The sequence below is a fragment of the Candidatus Eisenbacteria bacterium genome (assembly GCA_020847735.1).
GTDB lineage: Bacteria > Eisenbacteria > RBG-16-71-46 > RBG-16-71-46 > RBG-16-71-46 > CAIXRL01.
Genome location: JADLBL010000015.1, coordinates 159,045 through 175,443 on the forward strand (window position 1 = coordinate 159,045; position 16,399 = coordinate 175,443).

Here is a 16,399-nt window from a genome sequence, read left to right on the forward strand (position 1 = left end):
GGTCGCCGGCGCGTGCGGCGTTCCGCGCCGCGCGCCGGCCGGAATCAGGGCGTCGAAACGTCCTCGACGCGTCTCGGTTTGCGCAGCTTGACCAGCCGGCCGAGCTGTTCGACGTGCGTTCCGTCTCCGGTTCGGGCGTCGAGCCGGAACAGGTAGACGCCGTTGGCGAGCGGCGTGCCCTCGGCGTCGCGGCCGTCCCACGGCAGCTGGTGGTAGCCCGGCGCGAGGCCGCGCTCGACCAGCGAGTTCAGCTTGCGGCCCGACAGCGTGAAGATGTCGATCTTGACGTCCGCGTCCGCCGAACCGAGCAGGCCGAACGAGAACCTCGTGCCATCGTTGTCGAACGGGTTGGGGAACGCGAACAGGTCCTGCACTCGCAGCTCTTCGGCCGAGGTCCGGACGTTGAAGTTGTGGGCGAGCGCCGCGCCGCCGGCGACGTCGAGCACGACCGGGTAGTTTCCGACCAGGTAGTCGTCGTGCGTCCATGCGAGGATCCACTCCCGGCCCGAAGTGTCGCCCGGCGCGGGCGTCGCCACGAACGGCTGCACCTGGCCCGCGATCGTGAGCACGAGGTCCGATCCGGGAACGAGCGGCCTCGGGCAGACGAGCGACAGCGACAGGTTCGCGCGCGGCGAGACCGCGTCGCCGTCGGCGATCGGCGTGCCGTCCACGCGCAGCGTCGAGGCGAGGTCGAGCGTCGCAGTGAAGTCGGATTGCAGTCCGTTGCGGTCGAGCACGCGGAAGACGTAGCGCGAGTCGCGCGCCGGCGGCTGCGCCACGTACACGACCCGGAATCGCCGGCCGCCATAGAGGCCGCCGCCCACCGTGTCGGGGAACGCCGGGCTCACCGTGTACGAGGCAGCCCCCACCGCGACGAGGCCGGCGCCGGTGTCCTCGTAGACGCCGAGGCTGTCGAGCCGCTCCGCCGAGACCAGGTCGGCCACGAAGCGGACCGTGTCGCCCGCGGTGTGCACGCGCACCGGCACGCCCTCGGTGACGGGCAGGTCGTTCGCGGTGACCAGCGTCTGCGGACGGCCCACGGACATGCGCGTCGCCGGATCGCCGAGCAGCGTGTAGGTGAGCGCGATGCCGCGCTCGCCCGAGTACTGCCCGCCGGTCGGCACGTAGCGCAGCATCGCCGCCTGGATGGCCTCGCCGAGCACCACGCGGGCGCCGTTGTCGCCGGGAGCGAACTCGTCCCTGGGCGGGTCGGCGAACAGCGAGCGCGCCAGCTCGACGTTGATGTGCGTCGAGTCGTCGCGCGGCACGACCTCGTAGCTGACCGACGCCCACGAGCCGATCGCGCCGGCGTCCGGCAGCGTCAGCATGTCCTCGCCGAGGCAGCCGCCCAGCGGCGTGCCGGGGCCGGCGCCGTTGCGGCCGAACATGTTCGCGTGGCAGGAGAACGCGGTGAAGAACGTCGGCCGGCCGGAGTTGGTGAACTGGAACTTGTCGTCTCCGGTCGGCAGGTCCCCCGAGTTGATGTACAGGTTTTCGTGCGTCAGGACGTACTCGTTCGCGTGTCCCTGGTAGTTCCACCACAGCACGCCCGAGTTGAGCCGGGAGAACAGCTGCGGGGTCACGCCGCCGTGGGTGCGCGCCTGGGTCGCTGCGCGGTCGGGCCGGCAGGTGTCCGCGGGCGGCACGTACGACCACGGCTCGCCGGCGAGGTAGTAGCGCAGGTTGAAGAGCTCCGCGTTGGTCTGCGCGAGCCCGGCGTCGCGGTTCACGATCGAGGCGCATTTCTCGTTCAGGTGGACGAAGTGCTCCTCGTCGATCCTGTGGCAGTAGCCCGTTCCGCCGCTGCCGCCCCCGCCGAAGAACGTGTCGCCCGAGAACGCGTCGTCCGAGGACAGCAGCAGGTGCCGTCGCCAGGATTGGTCGCCCGACAGGTTCTCGTAGGCGACCAGCTTGGCGACCACCGCGTTCGCGTCGGCCAGCGAGTTGACCGGCAGGCGCCCGATCATCATCTCGGTCAGGACCGGGCCGAATCCCTGGGTGTTGCAGTTGCCGGTCAGACAGCCGTAGAGCGCGTCGCCGGGAACGATCTCGAAGCCCTCGCTGACCGCGACCGGCGCCGGCAACGGCAGCGACGGCACCCAGTCCACACCGCTGCGGCTGTCGAGGCGCTGGGGATCGATCGTGCCGTCGCCGAAGAGCAGCACGAATCGCGAGCTCCAGTTCTGGTAGGCGTAGCGGACGAAGCGCTGGATCGCGGCCGCCGAGTGGCGGCCACCGTTGAACTCGTCGTACACGGCCTCGACCGGCGCGACGAGCACGCGCAGCCCCTGTGAAGTGCGCAGGTCCACGAGCGGCTGCACCGCGGGCAGGAACGCCTCGGGCACGATCAGCAGGTAGTCGGGTGAGAGCGCGCTCGTGAGCGTCCGGCGGGTCACGGGGGTGAAGCTCGACGCGTTCATCGGGCGCGGGCCGTAGGACGGATCGTTCACGTCCACGGCCGCCGCGACGTACGAACGCCGCACGCCGGTCGCCGTCGAGTCCTGGAAGTCGAACGAGACCTGCGCACCCCGCTGCATGTGAGTTTCGTCGATGAGGATCCGCACCGGCTGGTCCGGGTCGGACACGTCGTAGAGCCGCAGCGAATCGGCGAGAAACCGCTCCGCGTGCACCTCGAACTCGCCGGCGCCGTCGCCGCTGTTGAACGGCAGCACGCCGTGGACGGCGCGGAAGCGCCGCCAGTAGGTGACCTCGAACCAGTTGAAGCCCGCCGGGTCGAGTTCGCCGGGCTGGCCGTTCGGCGCGCCGGCGTGCGCCTTGCCCCAGAGCCGCAGCGCGTTGGTGCGCCCGGGACTCAGCGCCGAACCGGACGTGCTGGCGTTCGTCGTGAACGCCCGCTTGCCGTTCCACCACACCGAATCGGCGAGCGTGGTCAGCTGGCCCGAGGCGTTCTTCACCGCCGCCCACTCGTAGTGCGTGGCGAAGCTGCGCCCGACCCAGTTGAGCGTGAACGAGGCCGCGCGGCTCGTGTCCGGGTCGTTCGTGTCGAACAGGATCGTGTCGGGCCGGGTGTAGTAGACGGTGTAGGGCGTCCAGTGGAACAGGTCCACGGTCGTGTCGGCCGGCACCCAGACGAACGGCATGATGAAGGCGTTGTTGCGCTCGTAGTGCGTGCGCAGCGGAAACGACGGCAGCGGCGTCAGGCCGGTCGCCCCGCGCCAGCCGTCGCGCCGGGACATGCGCGCGCCGCCCGCGAGGGAGCGCGTGACGAAGAAGGCGTCGGCGTCGCCCCACCAGCGCTGGTACTGGCTCGCGCCGGAGCGCTCCGCCCAGGTGCGCGCGTACATCCAGACGAAGTCGCCGGCGTTGAACAGCCCGTCGCCGTTCGAGTCCTCGACCTCGACCGGAACGTCCACGGTGCCGTAGGGCGGCGTCTGCCCCTCGAGGAACTCGTGGCGGTGCACGGCGACCTGAGCCACCGGCACGTCGGCGGGGTAGCCCTTCGGGGCCAGCAGGTCGTAGGGAACCCGGTAAAGCCCGGTCGAGTCGATCGCGACCCGCACCTCGGGCTGGTCCTCGTCGAACGCGGAGGCGGTCGCCGGCTTCGCGAACAGCGGCGCTTCCGGGCCGGGGCGCTCCGAGAGCCGCCAGGGCCTCGCCTGCTCGAAGTTGAGGACGCTGGTCGCGAGCGCCGCATCCATGCCCGGGTCGGGCTCCCCACCCGCGGGCGAAAGCGCCGTCGCGCCCGCCGGCCGATTCCAGTCCACGCGCAGGGTGTAGCCGGAGACGGCGAGCACCCGTGAGCCATTCTCGTCGTAGCGGAACGGCCGGACTTCGAGGCTCACGAGCCGCCGGCCGCGGAAGCGGGTCGGGGCTCCGAGCATCGCTTCCTGCGCGGGCCAGGGGCCATCGGCAATGGGGTCCACCTTCTCGGTGATCGGGGTTTCGGGACCGCCGGAGGGGTCGGGCTGGAATCCCGGGCGACCGGCGATCGCGAGCCTGACGCCGCCACGCACCGACTCGTCGCCGCGCTCGAGCACGCGCAGGCTCGGGCGTGCATCGGGCGGAATCGCGAGCAGCGCCGTGTAGGTCGGCAGCAGCGCCCGCCCGGGGCTCGACAGCGAGTGCGCCATCGGCACACCGACGATGGTGGCGCGGCCCGTCACGGCGTCCGGTGCGCTCAGGGACCAGCGTTCCGTGTCCACCCGCAGCGTCACTCCGCGCTCGTCGGCCGACAGCACCCGCACCCCGGCGGCCGAAGCGGCCGACGGAGCCCAGAAAGCGGCCGCGAACAGTGCGGTCAGGAGGATGGACGGGCGCATGTGGGCGGCGAGTCTAATGGGTTTGCGGGGAATCTGCATCGCCCGGAATCCGGCCGGCGCCGCCCGGCGAAGCAGACCCCGTGGGCACATGCCTTCGGGGGGCAAAGGCCCTAGACTGTTCGCTCGCTCACCCGAGTCGGGCCGCAGGTGTACAGGCAAGGAGTCCCCCCGAAATGAAGTCCTTCGCGTTTGGCCGCGAACCAGGATCCGCCGCGCTGCTGCTGGCGGCGCTGCTGGTCACACTCGCCGACATCGCCCCGGCGACCGCCGCGAAATCTGCCGTGAGGCCCGCTGGTGGCGTCCGCCAGGCCGCCGCCCTGCCCGATTCCACGCTCGCCCGCGTCACCATCGGACCCGGCGCGGGTGAGCACCGGGATCTGACCCGGCAGCAGATGATCGTTGCCGCCACCCGCGCGGGGCGAAGGCTCGACTCCCTTACCCCGAAGGACCGGCGCGAGTTTCTCGATATCCTGGTGGACCAGGCCGTGCTCGTGGCCCGGGTCGAACGCGAGCCCAGGCACTGGGAGCGCCGCGACAGCAGCGACTACCAGCAACTGCGCGACCGGCTCGTCCTGCGGGCGGCGCTCGACTCGGCGATGACCGTGGCCAGCGCCGAGCGGGCCGCGCGCGGCGACACGGCGCTCGCTCCGCAGGCGCTCGGCGTCCTGCTGCGCGACCAGGAGGTCGTGAAGCTCGCGCCGCGGTGGAACGAGGCGGGCCTGAAGGAGGCGCTCGCGATCTTCGACACGCTGCCCCGCCCGGACTCCCGCATGTCCATCCTCGAGCAGATGCGCGTCGCCGGCGTCAATCCGACGGTTCCGGACGCCGACGCCGGGGTGGAGCTCGTGCGCACGCCGCTCGGCAGCTACACGCTCGGCGAGCTGATGCGCGACTTCGCGCGCCTGAATCCGATGTATCGCCCGCGCGTGGGCACGGTCGAGAACGTGAAGGAGTTGATCGGCAACGCGCTGTTCGAGCACGCGCTGCGCAAGGCCGCCGAGGACCAGGGCCTCGAACACCTGCCGCGGATCGCGGCCGCGCTGGCCGAGCGCGCGGAGTACCTCGACGTCTCGCGCTTCGTGGCGCGCGAGGTGTACGCGAGGATCGCCATGGACTCGCTGAGCCTGCGGCGCTACTTCGAAGCGCACCGGTCCGCGTTCGACACCGACGAGCGCGCACGCGTCGTGAGCGTGACCTCGCCGGACCGCGACGCGGCCGCGGCGATGGCGAGACGGCTCGCGATCCCGTTCGAGGCCGAGTCGCTGGCGGCGCAGAGCGAGCGCGCGGGTACGCCCTACGCGACGGTGCTTTCACGAAACAGCGACAGCACCCTGTTCGCACGGCTCGTGCGCGGCGGCGTCGGGTTCGTCGCCGGACCCGATTCGACGACGCAGGGCTGGCGGACGATGCGGGTGATGGCGCTCGAGCCCCGGCAGCCCCGGACGTTCGAGCAGGCCGAGCCGATGGTGAAGCAGCAGCGCTACGACTCGGAAGGCGAACGGCTCATGCGCGAACTGCTCGACAGCCTGCGCCGGCAGGCGCGCGTCGTCGTGAACGAACCCGCGCTGGCGAAGCCGCTGACCGCCGTGGACGAGGGAGGTGGACGATGAGCGCGCGCCCGCTCCTGCGACTGCTGGCCGCCGCGGGGGCGCTGGCCTGCCTTGCGGCCGGTCCGCGGCACGCCGCCGCCCTGGATTTCCCGGGGCTCACCCTCGAGTGCCGGCCGGCCTCCATCGCCGCGAACGAGGAAGGTTACTGGCGCTTCGCGCTGGTGCTGCGCAATGGCACCGGCCTTGGCGTCTATGGCGACAGCATGGAGGTCGTGATCCAACCCCAGGACTCGACCGCGGAGCCGCTTCATCGGCGGCTGCTCGTGCCCAGCGGCGCCGACGCCCTGAGCGACGGCGACTCGCTCGAGACCGAAGTGCTGCTGAACGCGACCACGTCACGGGCACGGCTCGAGGTCGTGTTCCACTTCCATGCGGGCACCGGCGAGACCGGCGTCGCGCGCGGCTCGCTGCTGGCGGTGGGCAGCGAACTCGAGGACCTGCACCCGTCGCAGGTGGTGCGCGTCGCCGGGTTGGACGTGGAGCTGCGCCGGTTCCCGGCCGACGAGGCGCAGGCCGGTGGCGGCGCCGTCCTGCTGCTGCCGGGCGAGGCACGTCGTCCCGAGAGCCTGCTCGCGCCGGCCGCGAGGCTCGCCGGACAGGGCGTCGCGGTGCTGATCGCGGGCCTGCCGCGCGGCGGCGGCGACTTCGCCGGGCCCGCTTCGCGCGCGGCGGCCTTCGCCGCATTGGACACGCTGCTGAACATGCCCGGCGTCGCGGCGAACCGGGTCGGCGTGTGGGGCATTTCGCAGGGCGCGACGCTCGCGCTCGAGCTGGCGCTCGCGCGGCCCGGTGCCTTCCGCGCCGTGGCGTCACAGTCCGGCAGCTACGACCTGTGGGCGACCTGGCGCGCGGCGCTGCCCGACGCGAAGGACGCCATCGTGGCGGCCGCGGGTCGGGACAGCGCCGGGTGGCGCGATCGCTCCCCACTGAAGCAGGCCGCGGCGTTCAAGCCGGCGCTGATCGTCGTGCACGGCGAGCTGGATCCGGTGTACCCCGTCGGTCCCGCGCAGGCGTTCGCCGATGCCGTCCGGGCGGCCGGCGGAGACGTCACCGAAAAGATCCTGCCCCGGAGGGGGCACACGGTGCCGTACATCGAGGCTGCGCGCTTCCTGCTGCAGCGACTGGGGCCGTAGCCCGGGCTGGCGCTGCGGCGAACCTCGCCTTCACGGGGCTCCGAAACGACACGCGCGGAGCGGCCGCGCCGCCGAGTTGACGCGGCCCAAACGTCGGCGCGCCCTGGCAGTCTTGACCCTGTCGGCGGTGCCTCACTAGAATTGCGCCCGCCTTTCACGCCACACCGCCCGTCGCTCCCCCCTTCCTCCTTTCCCTCCGAGGACCGATGCGCCCGACCGTACTTTCACGGGGCCTCTCGTCACTGCTGGCCCTGACGCTCGCCGCCTGCTTCGCACCCTCCGCCCGGGCGGCCGCCGAGCCAAAGACGATCGAGTACATCGACGGCGTGCCCGACACGGGCCAGTTCCTGCCCAACTCCGCGATTCTCGCCCGTGTGGCCAACCGCAAGATCAGCGTGTTCTCGTTCCGGGACTTCTATTTTCTGTCGAACCCCGAGATCCGGCCCGCCGGCGACAGCCTCGGGCGCGCCGAGTTCCTGACGAACATGATCCGCAAGGAAGTGCTCGGGCTCACCGCGCTTTCGTCGGGCATTCCGCTCAACTTCGAGGATCGTTCGCAGTTGCGCGAGGAGCGCACGACGCTGCTCTCGAACCGGCTCTTCGAACTGAACGTGCTCAACCTGCCGCCGGTGCCCGAGGACTCGCTGCGAAGGATCTACGCGTACGAGGGGTACGAGCAGCGCCTGCGGGTCATCCATTTCACCGACCGCGCGCTCGCGGAGGCCAGCCGCAAGGCGTTGATGCGCGACACGTCGGCGTGGGTCGCGACGTCCCTGCGCTACAACCCCCCGTCCCTGCAGCAGGGCTTCGGCGAGATCGGCTGGGTGAAGTTCGAGAACGTGCCGATCGCGATCGCACTCCAGCTCTGGAGGGTCGCGCCCGGCGGGTTTTCGCCGGTTCTCCCCGCGCCCGCCGGCTACCAGGTCTTTCAGGTTCTGGAACGCCGTACGCGCCCGCAGGCCGAGTTCCGGATCATGCGTCCGGCGATCGAGGGGCTGGTGCGCGAATATGCCATGGAACTGCGCCGCACCGCCCTGATGGACGAGGCCAAGAAGGGCATGCATGTCCGTTACGACACGACCAACGCCGCGTGGGCCTCGAAGCTCTTCTCGCAGGCGGTCACGATTGGACGCGAGGCGGCGGGCCAGACCGTGCATATCGACGAAAACGTGCCGGAGTTCTCGCCTGCGGACACGGCCCGGACGATCAGCGAGTGGGATGGCGGGCGGATCTCGCTCGGGGAGCTCACCCACGCCTACTCCGACATTCCCGTGGTTCTGCGCCCGGTCATCAATACGCCCGAGCTGCTGATGGGCTACGCCGACGCGATCATGCTGGCGCCACGCATGCTGGAGCTCGCGATCGCCCGGGGACTCGAAAAGGACTCGGTCTTCCTCGCGAAGGTCGAGCGCAAGCGCGAGCAGATCCTGGTCGGCAAGATGGTCGAGGACTCGGTCTTCTCCCGCATCTACGTGACCCGGCAGGAACGGCTCGACTACTACCAGAAGAACCGGAACGGGTTCCTGACGTTCCCGTCGGTGGATTACGCGGTCATCGTGCGCAGCTCGAAGGCGGGCGCCGACTCGGTGGCCGCCCGGCTCGTGGCGGGTGAGACGGTCGCGGCGATCCTGCATGCCGACAGCCTGGAGAAGAACTTCCGTACCGGCACTCGGCACGCGACGACCGCGGAGCACGTGCCGTACAGCAAGGTGCTGTTCGAGGAGATGCGCCCCGGCGATCATCGCGTGCTCGGGCCGGACCGCCAGGGGGACTGGGCCTGCGTCGTGCTGTTGAACTTCGACCCCGGCCGGCAGATGCCGTACAAGGAGGTCGAGACCCTCGTGGACGAATCGGTGCGGAACATCAAGGGCGAGCAGGCGCTGAATGCGTTCGTGGACCGCCTCAAGCATCGCTACCCGATCGAGGCGCACTACGACCTGCTGATGAAGGTGAAGCTCGTCACCCCGCGCGACGGCGAGTCCGAGGCCAACTAGCCGCCGCGGGCTCCCGCGGCAATCTCTTTCGGCAGGCGGCGCGCCTCCGGCGTCAGCGCGGACGCCAGGCGGGAATCCGGCCGCCGCAGCGATCGGCGACGGCGCCGCGGGTGAACCAGCGTTCACCCGACCGCACGACGATCTTCTCCCCGGATCGGTACTGCACGGTCGCGCTGTGCCACTCGATGCAGACCGGCCGTTCGCAACCCGGCAGTCGGGGACGCCGCGCGCCGAGCAGAATCCGGCCGAGGACATAACGCGTGCCCGCCCGGACCGGCCCCGCGTGTCCCATGGGCATGGCATAGATGCAGCGGAACCGGCCGCTCTCCGCCGAATGGTCGTACAGCGCCGTGCCGATGCCGCGCGTGGGCCAGGGTTGGGGTCCGGGCAGAGTCTCGTCGGGACCGAACTGAACCACCATTCCGCCGGTGTTGGCGCCGCCATGTTCCATCGCCCAGAAGTCGCCCAGGGTGTCGCCCGGCTGCGCATACACGTAGAACTCGGCCGCGACACCGTAGAAGGTGGACTCGTCGGTGGCGGGCTCGAAACACAGGTAGAGCGTGTCGCGATGCGCCGAATCGCCACAGGCCGGCCGGAGCGTCGTCACCGCCCCGGGCTCTCCCCAGGGCGCGCGTGCGGACAGGAAGATCCGGTTCTGCCGCACCGCGGCGGGCCGCGTCGGCGGGCGCTGCGCGGCTCCCGCGGCCGGGGCCAGCTGCGCGACCAGCACCACGAACAGGCAGCGGGCGACGGCTGGACCGAATCGGCGCGGACGGTCGCTCATCGGGTTCCTATCGGTAGAGGGACTTGATCTGGCCCCACGTGCGTGCGCGCGCAGGAACGATGCCGCATGCCGTGCCGGCTCCCCAGGTGGCCTGGTTGCCGAAGGCCGGCGAGGGCGTGACGAAGGCCGGAGGCGATCCGCCGGCCGCGCCCGGCAGACGCGTCACCTGGGCGGAGTTGAACACGAAGCACACCGGCGAGGTGCAGCCGGAGCACGTGGACGTGCCGACGAAGCGGATCGTCAGGATGCCGGCCAGGTAGGTCTCTCCTGCCGTCAGCGTGAAGGCATCCGCGCCTGCAACCCCCACTCCGAGGATCACGCGGAAATGGCGATCGTCCCCGCTCGGGCCCGGATAGATGAGGCTCTGAACCGTGGCCGAACCGCTCTGGGACCAGGCGTCCACGCAGTTCTCGCTGCCGGCGGGCAGCCCCGCGACGAACTGGGCCGGCTCCGTGTAGCGACAGCCTCCGGGCTGCACCTGCCACCAGGGCGGAAGGGGGGTCGCGTCCGAGGCGAAATCGAGCACCACCGTCCAGCCCACGACATCGGTGATGTCGGCGCCGGGAACGAACGACAGCATGAGCCGACGCTCGCCTGCCGCCGTCGCGCACAAGGCCGAGGGGTCCAGTGCGGCCGATCCGAAGGGCGCGCAGTCTCCCCAGCGGGCGGCGAGCTCGCCCTGCGCACGCACGGCGCCAGGCGTCGTGGTCGCCACGCAGGCGAGCAGGCAGGCGAGCCACAGGGTGGGGCCGGCAGGGAGGCCGAATTCGTAGGTGCGGTTCAGTCCTGTCCCCCCGATTCCTGCGATGCGCTCGACTCACCGGTGAGGATAGGAAACGACCTCGTGGTCCGCAACGCGAACGGCCGCCCGGGAGACGGGCGGCCGTTCGTGGAGACAGATCTGAATCGGGTCAGCGGTAGAGGTTCTTGACCGCTCCCCACGTGCGATTCTGGGTCGGCGTGCCATCCGGGCAGTTGGTCGGCGAGCCATTCCAGGTGACCCAGCGCGACCTGCCGGGAGCCTCGTTCACGACCCGATAGTCGCCCATGCCCGCGGGCTGCTGGAGGAAGCACTCGTTGAGCACGAGGCAGGCGGCCAGGTCGCAGCCGGCGCACGAGCCAACGCCCGTGGACTTGGTGCGCGAGATGTTGACCTTGGAGACGAAGAGCTCGGATCCGTCCGCCGGTACGTTGATTTCACTGCCGGCCGGAATCGCCGCACCGCCGTTCAGCCGGACCGTGTTCGCCGCGTGGCCCTGAACGTTCGTGCCCTGCTGCGCCGCGAACACCGACAGGAGGATGCTGCCCTGCCAGATGTCCGGGCACGAGCCGGCCAGCACGACCGGGTCGAAGGACATCGTGATGGCGTTCGGGCGGCACTGACCGGCATTGGTCTGCCACCAGTCGGGCAGCGTACCGCTCTCGATGGTGACGTCCACGATCGCCGAGGTGGCCGTGAACTTGGACATGGCGGTCGGCACGATGACCGACGTGAAGAGCGCGAAGCCGGCGCCCGTGTTCGCGTTGCAGGCCCACGTCATGCTCGAGGCGCCCGAACCGCCGGAAGCCGGAGAGCAGTCGTTCCAGTACAGCCCGAGTCCGCTCTGTGCCATCGCCGTGGACGCACTCAGGGCGAGCACCGCCACCACAAGAGTAATCAGTTTCTTCATCGGTTCCTCCGGTTTGAATCGGGCAGAAGCGTGTCGAACTTTCGAAGTCAGGCGGCGCGAAAACCAGTCCGGCCCCGGGGAGGTCGGATCGAGTATCGGGGTGGCACTCGCGCGGTGTGGACCGTTCACGCCCGACAGGCGTGCGCGGAAAAGCAGGAACGTACCGATGGCGAGTGACGGTCGGCGAACAGCGCTGGAAAACCGCGTTGGCCGTTCGGCGTGAGACCTCCAGTCCCTCCAAGGAGTGGAACACCGGTCATCAGCATCGAGTCGAAGGCGACACCTCTGGGGCGTGGCCGCCTCCGCTTCCCTGACAGCAAGCGGCGGCAGTATAGGAAAGCCCACGCCGCCGAGCAACAGCCGTTGCACCGCCGCCCCCCCGCTCACCCCTGCTGGCGTCGGCAGGCAGGGGTGGAACCTTGACCCGCATTCCACGGGTGGAAGCGGGCCGGTCCCCCAATGGCGAACGGCCACCCTCTCTGCCGGGAGGGTGGCCGTTCGTGTTCTGAAGTGCAGTGACTAGCGGTAGAGACCCTTGACCGCGCCCCACGTGCGGTTCCTGGTGGGCGTGGCCCCCTGGCACTGGACGGGGCTGCTGTTCAGCGCGACCACCGCGTTGACCGGCGTCGTCACCCGATAGACCGGGAAGCCCGCGGGCTGCTGGAGGTAGCACTCCTGAAGCGTGAGGCAGACTCCGACGTTGCATCCCGCGCACGAGCCGGCGCCGGTGCTCTTGGTGTGGCTGATGTTCAGCCGGGAAACGTTCAGCTCGGTGGTGCCGTCAGCCACCAGCGAGATTTCCGAGCCGGCCGGAATCGCGGCACCGCCGTTGAAGCGGACCGTGTTCGGCCCGTGCAGGAACTGCTGGGCCTGGAACACCGAAAGGTTGATCGAACCCTGCCAGATGTCCCCGCAGGCCGTGGCGAGGAGCGACGGGTCGAAGGACATGGTGACGGCGTTGGCTCGGCACTGACCCGGCGCGGTCAGCCACCAGTCCGGAAGCGCCGCGGCATCCACGGTCGCGTCCACGATCGCCGACGTCGCGGTGAACATCGGCATGTTCTCGGGGATCACCACCGACGCGAATAGCACCTCCGAGCCGGTGTTCACGTCGCACGCGAAGGTGGCGGAAGACGTCCCGCCGTCCAGCGTGCAGCCATTGAAGTGCAGGTAGAGCCCGCCTGCCGCTGACGCGAGCGACGCTCCGAGCGCGAGCATGGCGAGGGTGAGGATCGCGGTCTTCTTCATTGCTTCCTCCGGTAGTCCCGACTGGGGGGTGAGGTGGCATGGCTGTGCAATTCAAGGTGCGGGATCGGATTGCCAACCTGACTTCGGACCCGGAGAGGTCTTGCGGAAGCAGCTTCCGACGGCCTGGACTCCTCTCGGGATGCAGGCCGGGTGCTGCCCGTGCGGACTCGGGGGCGTCCGGCCAGATGGGAACGGCCACCTCTTGCGAGGTGGCCGTCCCTGAGCTGCGGTGAAGCTTAGCGGTACAGGTTCTTGACCGCGCCCCACGTGCGGTTCTGCGCGGGGGTCGGCAGCGGGCACTGCGCGACGCCGCCCTGCCACGTCACGAAGTTGCTGCCCGGGGTCGCCGCGTTGGTGACGCGGTAGTCACCCATGCCCGCGGGCTGCTGCAGGAAGCACTCGTTCAGCACGAGGCACGCGCCCAGGTTGCAGCCGGCACAGCTGCCCGTGCCGGTGGACTTGGTGCGCGAGATGTTGACCTTGGAAACGAGCAGCTCGGTGCCGTCGGCATTGACGGTGATTTCGCTGCCGGCCGGAATCGCGGCGCCGCCGTTCAGACGGACCTTGTTCGGACCGTTCGTGCCCTGCTGGGCGGCGAACACCGACAGGAGGATGCCGTCCGCCCAGATGTTCGGGCACGAAAGCGCCAGCACCACCGGGTCGAACGACATCGTGACGGCGTTCGGTCGGCACTGGCCGGCATTCGTCAGCCACCAGTCGGGCAGCGTCGGGGCGTCAACAGCGACATCCACGATCGCCGACGTCGCGGTGAACTTCGGCATGGTCGTCGGAACGGCAACCGAGGTGTAGAGCGCGAAGCCGGCGCCCGTGTTCAAGTTGCAGGCGAACGTCTTCTGCTGGACGCCGGCACCGCCCGACGCCGCCGAGCAGTCATCCCAGTTGAGGTACAGGCCGCTCGCCATGGAGGCCGAGGCGCCGATGACCATCAGGGTGGCCGCGAGGGTAAGAATCTTCTTCATGAGCTCCTCCGGTTGGAACAGATGGGGGTTAGAGGGGGACGATGTCTACCTTGAAGCAGTACCGATTCTGACCACCACACAGCTCCCGGAGGGGCAGCTCTTCCATATCACACAGAGTAGCTAGCCCCGGGGGGATGTCTGGCGAGTTGCGACTACGGGCAATACGTGGTCGAGCTGGTGTTCGAGCCGCCCGCGAAGTACGTGGCGCCCCACGTGGACAGGTCCACCAGATCCACGCCACCGGCGTTGTTGTAGTCGGCGCGATCCGGATTGCCAGCGCCGAAGTAGTCCGCCGCCCAGAGCGCCAGGTCGGCGAGCGTCACACCGTCGACGCCGTTCAGGTCGTAGCTACCGACGTTGAGCGTTCCGAGCAGCACGCCGTCGGCGTAAATCTTGGCAGCACCCGCCGCATGCGCAGCACCCGTCGGGCTCTTGCCGCCGCCCATCACGACGAACGTCGCGACGCCGAGGGCGTCCGTCAGCGAGCTGACACCGTGCGTGCCGCAGTTGGCGACGACACCGGCATACAGCTGGCTGGTCGCATCACCGATACGGGTGTCGCTGACATTGCCGGTGAAATCCAGCACGACCGACGAGTTCGCGATCGGATTCGCCGCGAGGTCACGCACGGTGATCGTCACGAGCGAGGACTGCGCGCCCGCATCCGCCACGCCGGCATTCGCGCCGACCAGGTTGATGCGCGCCGGAATCGTCGAATTCGCGGGGCTCGGCACGCCGGCGAACGCGACCGCGGCGCCGAAGACCACGCCGCACGCCGCGAGCACCGCGGCCTTGCGAACCAAACCAGTCATTGTTGCACCTCCCATAGATGGTGAATCGCTGATGCAGAGTTCCAGGCAAGGCTCAGTTGCGCGCAATCAGGTCTGGCTGCGAGCCACCTCCTTTCGAACTCTTGATCAATGAACAAGATGTCGAGTTCGAAGCATCTCGGGCGAGCTTATCTGCCGCGCTCACAAGAGTTTCCAAGACGGGAAAAGTCTAGGTTTCCTGTTCCCGCGGTGTCAAGAAAGTTTTTCGTGACCACCCGCCCGAATCGGGGCCCTTTGCCAGAGTGCTGGCGCCGGTCACCACCGGCGCGGCCCAACGAACCCCCCCTGCGCTTACAAACGACTGTCGATACGCAACTTCGCTCCGTCTGCTGGTGGGCGAAACAGGGCTCGAACCTGTGACCCCTTGCTTGTAAGGCAAGTGCTCTACCCGCTGAGCTATTCGCCCGAGGCCGATCCCCTTCCGCGCACCAGCAGGGAAGCTGGGATGAACACGCAGTACCCGGTCACCAGGAGCACCGGGGCCATGGTGATGGACCCCCGGGAAAGGCTCAGGTAACCCGCCACGAGCAGCGCCACCCCGACCGCCAGCAGCACCGTGTTCATGGGGCCCCACTGGAACCCCAGGTCCACCTCCGGCTGCGGCTTGCTTCGGAGCGACCTCGGCTTCGTGACGTTGGCCTTGGTGTTCACTTGCGTTCTCCCTGCGCCCTGGAGGCGAAAAAAAGCAACGCCGACGACTTCGAACGATGCGAACTCGTCCGAGATCGTCGGCTGGTCTCCGAACCTGATCGAGGCCCGGGGCACTGGACGATCTCAGCGAAGATCGCGGGGTGTGCCGCCGCCTCCTGAGGGGCGCACCGTGTACTACCGGGCGCCCGCGGCGATGGTTCCCGGTTATTTGGCTGGTGGTCGAGGCTCGAGCGCACGGTTGAGGCTTCCCGAGCGCAGTCCCTCAAGGTCGAGCGAAACAAAGCGATATCCGGCGGCCCGAAGGCCCGCCACCAGTTCCGCCCGCACGTCCGGATCGAGCGCACGGGAGAGTTCCGGGAGTGGCAGCTCGAGCCGGGCGACGTCCCCGTGATGGCGCACGCGCAGCGCGGCGAAGCCCAGCGCCCGCACGACGTCCTCAGCCCGCTCGACGCGGGCCAGGATCTCGGGCGTGATGGTGGTGCCGTACGGGATGCGCGAGGCGAGGCAGGGCGAAGCCGGCTTGTCGTGGCTCGCAAGGCCGAAATGTTCCGCCACCGCCCGCACGTCCGCCTTGCGAAAGCCGAGCTCGGCGAGCGGCGAGAGCACCCGTCGTTCCTCCGCCGCGCGGCGACCCGGCCGGTGGTCGGACGCGTCGTCGGCGATGGTCCCGTCGAGCACCGCGGCCGCGCCGAAGCGGCCCGCGACCTGCTCGAGCCGGCGGTACAGCTCGCTCTTGCAGTGATAGCAGCGGTCCGCGGGGTTGCTCGCGAAGTCCGGGTTCGAAAGTTCGCCCGTCGTCACGACCTCGACGGCGGCCCCGAATCCCGCCGCCTGAGCGAGCGCCAGCTCCAGCTCGCGCAGCGCGTAGGAATCGGAGCGCCCGACGACCGCCAGAACGCCGGCCCCGAGCTGTTCGTGCGCGACGCGCAGCACGACGCTCGAGTCCACCCCGCCGGAGTAGGCGACCACGACCCGCCCGAGCGAATGAATGCGCCGGCGGAGACGATCGAGTCTCTCGCGCCAGCCGAGGCCGGCGAGCGGATCGAGGCGCGGATCGCGAATCGAGAGGAGGACGGGCCCGTTCATCAGGGCGTGCATGCTAGTGGATTCCCGGGGATTCGGCATCCGGGGACGTGCAGGAGGTCCGCTCGGCGAGCCACCGACCATCCGATCGAGGGGCGTCTCCACCGTCGTCACGGCCCGCCCGCACCGCGCGGAG

General features: G+C 69.7%; 12 protein-coding genes and 1 tRNA gene. 3 read left to right on the forward strand and 10 right to left on the reverse strand.

Features of this window, described 5'->3' with window-relative positions:
- Positions 1-44: 44 nt before the first annotated feature.
- Positions 45-4,319 carry a hypothetical protein gene (locus IT347_06960; GenBank protein ID MCC6349317.1) on the reverse strand — a complete coding sequence of 1,425 codons (4,275 nt, stop codon included), beginning with the start codon at positions 4,317-4,319 and terminating at the stop codon, positions 45-47.
- Positions 4,320-4,453: 134 nt separating this feature from the next.
- Between IT347_06960 and IT347_06965 the strand changes: the two genes are divergently transcribed.
- The 3 genes from IT347_06965 to IT347_06975 all read left to right on the forward strand — a co-directional run bounded on the left by IT347_06965 (position 4,454) and on the right by IT347_06975 (position 9,017).
- Positions 4,454-5,890, forward strand: a complete 1,437-nt coding sequence (locus IT347_06965) for a peptidyl-prolyl cis-trans isomerase (protein ID MCC6349318.1) — start codon at positions 4,454-4,456, stop codon at positions 5,888-5,890.
- Positions 5,887-7,023, forward strand: a complete 1,137-nt coding sequence (locus tag IT347_06970; GenBank protein MCC6349319.1) for a prolyl oligopeptidase family serine peptidase — start codon at positions 5,887-5,889, stop codon at positions 7,021-7,023. The genes IT347_06965 and IT347_06970 overlap by 4 nt, the downstream gene beginning before the upstream one ends.
- A 206-nt stretch (positions 7,024-7,229) precedes the next feature.
- A complete protein-coding gene (locus IT347_06975) occupies positions 7,230-9,017 on the forward strand; it encodes a peptidyl-prolyl cis-trans isomerase (GenBank protein MCC6349320.1) in 1,788 nt (595 codons plus the stop codon).
- Positions 9,018-9,069: 52 nt separating this feature from the next.
- On the opposite strand, the gene IT347_06980 is transcribed toward IT347_06975, so the two are convergent.
- The 9 genes from IT347_06980 to larE form a co-directional block, all read right to left on the reverse strand.
- Positions 9,070-9,801, reverse strand: coding sequence for a hypothetical protein (locus tag IT347_06980; GenBank protein ID MCC6349321.1), 732 nt, complete (start codon positions 9,799-9,801; stop codon positions 9,070-9,072).
- A gap of 7 nt (positions 9,802-9,808) precedes the next feature.
- Entirely contained in the window at positions 9,809-10,381 is a 573-nt protein-coding gene (locus IT347_06985) for a hypothetical protein (protein MCC6349322.1), read from the reverse strand.
- 331 nt (positions 10,382-10,712) lie between these two features.
- Positions 10,713-11,471: a hypothetical protein gene (locus IT347_06990; GenBank protein MCC6349323.1), complete on the reverse strand. Its 759-nt coding sequence runs from the start codon at positions 11,469-11,471 to the stop codon at positions 10,713-10,715.
- Between the two features lie 519 nt (positions 11,472-11,990).
- On the reverse strand, positions 11,991-12,719 hold the full coding sequence (locus IT347_06995) for a hypothetical protein (protein ID MCC6349324.1): 729 nt from the start codon (positions 12,717-12,719) through the stop codon (positions 11,991-11,993).
- Positions 12,720-12,955: 236 nt separating this feature from the next.
- Positions 12,956-13,699: a hypothetical protein gene (locus tag IT347_07000; protein MCC6349325.1), complete on the reverse strand. Its 744-nt coding sequence runs from the start codon at positions 13,697-13,699 to the stop codon at positions 12,956-12,958.
- A gap of 152 nt (positions 13,700-13,851) precedes the next feature.
- Positions 13,852-14,511 (reverse strand): hypothetical protein, encoded by a 660-nt coding sequence (locus IT347_07005; GenBank protein MCC6349326.1) that lies wholly within the window; start codon positions 14,509-14,511, stop codon positions 13,852-13,854.
- Positions 14,512-14,859: 348 nt separating this feature from the next.
- Positions 14,860-14,935 (reverse strand) — tRNA-Val (locus IT347_07010).
- The gene (locus IT347_07015) at positions 14,926-15,180 is read right to left on the reverse strand and encodes a hypothetical protein (GenBank protein ID MCC6349327.1); all 255 of its coding nucleotides are present in this window, start codon (positions 15,178-15,180) and stop codon (positions 14,926-14,928) included. Before IT347_07015 ends, IT347_07010 begins: the two co-directional genes overlap by 10 nt.
- A gap of 204 nt (positions 15,181-15,384) precedes the next feature.
- Positions 15,385-16,266, reverse strand: coding sequence for an ATP-dependent sacrificial sulfur transferase LarE (gene larE / locus IT347_07020; GenBank protein MCC6349328.1), 882 nt, complete (start codon positions 16,264-16,266; stop codon positions 15,385-15,387).
- Positions 16,267-16,399 lie beyond the last annotated feature (133 nt).

Excerpts from the sequence above, each read along its gene's own strand:
- IT347_06960 (MCC6349317.1), bottom strand. The coding sequence starts at position 4,319 with ATGCAGATTCCCCGCAAACCCATTAGACTCGCCGCCCACATGCGCCCG.
- IT347_06965 (MCC6349318.1), top strand. The coding sequence starts at position 4,454 with ATGAAGTCCTTCGCGTTTGGCCGCGAACCAGGATCCGCCGCGCTGCTG.
- IT347_06970 (MCC6349319.1), top strand. The coding sequence starts at position 5,887 with ATGAGCGCGCGCCCGCTCCTGCGACTGCTGGCCGCCGCGGGGGCGCTG.
- IT347_06975 (MCC6349320.1), top strand. The coding sequence starts at position 7,230 with ATGCGCCCGACCGTACTTTCACGGGGCCTCTCGTCACTGCTGGCCCTG.
- IT347_06980 (MCC6349321.1), bottom strand. The coding sequence starts at position 9,801 with ATGAGCGACCGTCCGCGCCGATTCGGTCCAGCCGTCGCCCGCTGCCTG.
- IT347_06985 (MCC6349322.1), bottom strand. The coding sequence starts at position 10,381 with ATGCTGTCGTTCGTTCCCGGCGCCGACATCACCGATGTCGTGGGCTGG.
- IT347_06990 (MCC6349323.1), bottom strand. The coding sequence starts at position 11,471 with ATGAAGAAACTGATTACTCTTGTGGTGGCGGTGCTCGCCCTGAGTGCG.
- IT347_06995 (MCC6349324.1), bottom strand. The coding sequence starts at position 12,719 with ATGAAGAAGACCGCGATCCTCACCCTCGCCATGCTCGCGCTCGGAGCG.
- IT347_07000 (MCC6349325.1), bottom strand. The coding sequence starts at position 13,699 with ATGAAGAAGATTCTTACCCTCGCGGCCACCCTGATGGTCATCGGCGCC.
- IT347_07005 (MCC6349326.1), bottom strand. The coding sequence starts at position 14,511 with ATGACTGGTTTGGTTCGCAAGGCCGCGGTGCTCGCGGCGTGCGGCGTG.
- larE (MCC6349328.1), bottom strand. The coding sequence starts at position 16,266 with ATGAACGGGCCCGTCCTCCTCTCGATTCGCGATCCGCGCCTCGATCCG.